This window comes from Salinibaculum salinum, from assembly GCF_037645885.1.
In the GTDB taxonomy this organism is placed as follows: domain Archaea; phylum Halobacteriota; class Halobacteria; order Halobacteriales; family Haloarculaceae; genus Salinibaculum; species Salinibaculum salinum.
The window spans coordinates 1-2305 of the sequence record NZ_JBBENW010000010.1 but is presented as its reverse complement, the minus strand read 5'-3'; the positions used below and the strand labels follow the sequence as shown (position 1 = coordinate 2305).

Genomic DNA, 2305 nt, shown 5'->3' with positions numbered 1-2305 from the left:
TCGTGGCATGGTCTACTTCAGAAGATTTCTGAACACTCTCTAGAGGCGCTCTACGTAGATAAAGCTAGCAGTTCAGGACTGAAGCCGCACTAGTAGATTCTCGCCCGGTAGTGTTCCGGGCGTACATCTCGAATTCTCGTAGATACGTCTCTATCCTATTGAAGAGATATAGATTCCGACAAATAAGGTCGAATTGAACAACGCGTGCACCAGTGATGGCACTATCAGATTGTCTGTCAGTTCGTACACCGATCCAAAAACGAGGCTCGGCACAGAGATGATGATGATCGTTAGGAGTGCTGCGGTCGGACTCCCGACCAGGGCAATGATGTGTACTGGTGCAAATGCTGCCGTTGCGAGGGTTATCGCCACCCACGGGCTGAACCGCTCTGCGAGCAGCCCCTGAATGACACCTCTAAATAACAACTCCTCGCCCGGTGCGTTGAGCAGGAACACAAGGGGAATGAGAAGGGGGATAATCTCGGGATTCTGCTGTGCTGTCTCGCCTGCAGCGTTACTCGCGGGCAGCTGGTCTGTTAGTGCGATAACAATCGTCGCAACGACAGGCGTAACTACAATCGCCACAATCCACGCGCCGATAGAGATGCCGAGTTCACGGATAGAGGGGACTGAAACCGGAATAAATGCGCGGAGTGATCTGTCCGTATACCTGAAATACAGGGTCGCGACAAGGGGAAATCCGAATCCTTGGATAGCGACCAGACTCAGCGCTAACTGATTAATCGGGGTAACCGACACATTGGAGGGTGTCATAGAAGAGTTCTCACACCGTGATCACGGTGCTACCCGGATTGTCTCCGCGTTCGTAGTTGGTGATTGCGATGACGAGGCGAAGACACAGCGCAAGAAACACCTGCGCTCGTGCATGGACGCGGCCTCGGGCGTGAGTGCGCCCGAGGCCGCAGTCCTTCACTGATTCATTGGTTCGTTCAACTCCTGTGCGGCGATTATACGTCTCGTCTAGCGTCGATTGCTTCAGCTGAACATCCTCACTGTGTTGTTCGATGCGGTCTTCGACCCTGTACTCGATGTCTTTCGGATCATCAGCGTTCCGTGCGTTGTACGGAGCGACTGGCACGACCCCTGCGGTCAGCAGGTGGTCGTGCCAGTCGAGCGTGTCGTAGGCGCTGTCTCCAAGCATCCAGATCGGTGTGGCGACGGCGAGCGCGTCACGCGTGACGCGCATCGCCGTCTCCTCAGGTGCTTGCTTACTCTCGGTGAACTCCGCTGCAATTGGGATCTTTGACCCGGTCGAGACGATTGTACAGCCGTAGCCGTAGTAGTACTCGTCGTCGGTTGGATCATAGCACTTCGACGCGTCTTCATCGGCAGGCATCGCCCTCACGTCAGTTGAATCGATGCAGTATGTCAAGTCGAGCAGGCCGCGCCGGGCGGCCTGCTCGACGAGTCGGTCAAAGACCTCGTCGACGACGTGTTCGAGGTCGGTGAGAAAGCGATCGACCGCGTCTCTCGACGGCGGTCGATCGAAGCCACAGCTCAGCCAAACAACCGTGTTCCGAAGCTCTCGCTCAACCGGACGAATCCCGTAGATGTCCTTGTAGTAGCAGTGGAGGAAGCCACGCATCATCTCTGGTGGCTCGTGCTCTCGTGTTCGCCCCGTCTCCGCCGGGGCGAACACGTCGAACTCTTCGAGAAACTCGAAGGATAGATGCTCAAACAACGCTAACGTCTCGGTCTCCGCGACATTGAAGAACGTCTCTACCGAAGGATCATCTTGCAGGGTCGCTGAGGCCATACCATCTCAGCATTCACCCTGCTCTTTGGTGTGGTAATCGTTCTATGACACCCTCGACACATTGAGTAGAACAAAGAGAATGAATCCGAAAACGAATAATGCCATCACACCTACTAGAATTCCGGCTAGAGCCAACCCAAAGCACGTCGCGACAAGCCAGATTCGGCTTGTCCGAAACGACATCTGTCGCATAATTGCTAATGAAGTTCCAGAATCAAAAATAGTACGCACCGGTACCGTTACTTCTCAATCGATGTGAGCACTACTGACGCTGTTTCCACTCTCAAAGAGTCTACTAGTGAATGCTCGCCCGGTAGTGTTCCGGGCATACATTTTAAATATGCTACTAGAAATACCTATAAATAATATCTGTTGCTTCAGCTACGGTATACCGTTGAGATTGGTTCTTCCGTAGTAACCGCTCTTGCTGGCGAATTTTTGGAAACAGTCGATGCTGACGAGCCTGCAATGAGGTCCGCCGGGAGTATTGACATCTGTCAGCTTTGGATGACCGTGGTGAATACAGGG

Annotated in this window: 2 protein-coding genes; both read right to left on the bottom strand. The window is 53.6% G+C overall.

The genetic code is table 11. The features are described from left to right. Window positions 1–150 precede the first annotated feature (150 nt). Complete coding sequence (locus WDJ60_RS11140) at window positions 151–774, bottom strand: CPBP family intramembrane glutamic endopeptidase (protein ID WP_340100511.1); 624 nt, start codon at window positions 772–774, stop codon at window positions 151–153. Window positions 775–784: 10 nt separating this feature from the next. Continuing rightward, complete coding sequence (locus tag WDJ60_RS11135; protein WP_340100509.1) at window positions 785–1777, bottom strand: transposase; 993 nt, start codon at window positions 1775–1777, stop codon at window positions 785–787. Window positions 1778–2305: the final 528 nt, after the last annotated feature.